Raw genomic sequence first — 910 nt, forward strand, 5'->3', positions numbered from 1 at the left:
CTACCAGATCGATGCCCAGGGCTATGTGACCCGTTACAGTTATGATGCCTTTGACAATTTAACAAGCACGGCACGCTTTAATGCAGCAACCAGCCTAAGCCGCAGCAGTACCCTGGCGCAGCTGGATGCCAGCTATAATATAGCGACTTTACCAGAGCATGCCTTGACTCAGTATGCTTATGATGCACTGAACCGTAAGGTCAAGGAAACCGATGCACAAGGTGCTACGGTTGAAACCGGTTACGATGCCTTTAACAATGTTATCTGGGTCAAGGATAAACTCGGCAATAAGGGCTATTTCTACTACGATGCCTTAAACCGGAATACGGCAAAAATCGATCCTGAAGGTTATATCACTTACTATAACTATGATGTGTTTGGTAATCAGATCTCAGAGCAGAAGTCTCTAACTCCAGTAAATGCCCTGGATAAGATTGAAGGCAGCAATGGTTTATGGAACGGGGTAAAGATACTCGCAAGCAGTACGGAAGTTGCCCCTACCACTCAGCCTTATTTGAATGCTGGTACGGTATATACGCAAGTCGTTTACCAGTATGACAAATTAAACCGCAAGATCCGCATTACTGATGCTTCAGGGGCCTATGAAGCCTATACCTATACGGATGGGTCAGCTCAGCCTGCCACTTACCGCAATAAACTGGGTGGCGAGTATAGCTACAGCTATGACAAACTGGGTCGACTGGTCAAGGAAACCCTGCCTGAGCCATCGGCAGGTAAGCCGGTCACGCATCTGTATGAATACGATGCCTATGGCAATAAAACCAAACAGGTGGAAGCGAGTGGGCTGACTGAGCAGCGGGTTTCGGTCTATCAATATGACAACCTTAATCGCCTGACCGCCAAGATTGCAGAGGCAGTCAGCACGGTTCAGTTACAGGTTAAGGATGCA

General features: G+C 47.6%; 1 protein-coding gene. It reads left to right on the forward strand.

The annotated features are described in order from the left end of the window. Positions 1 to 910 (forward strand): hypothetical protein (locus tag ACS604_RS18925; RefSeq protein ID WP_474772649.1); only part of this gene is annotated, 910 nt, incomplete at both ends.

This window comes from Acinetobacter sp. Li1LvA2 (assembly GCF_056156705.1).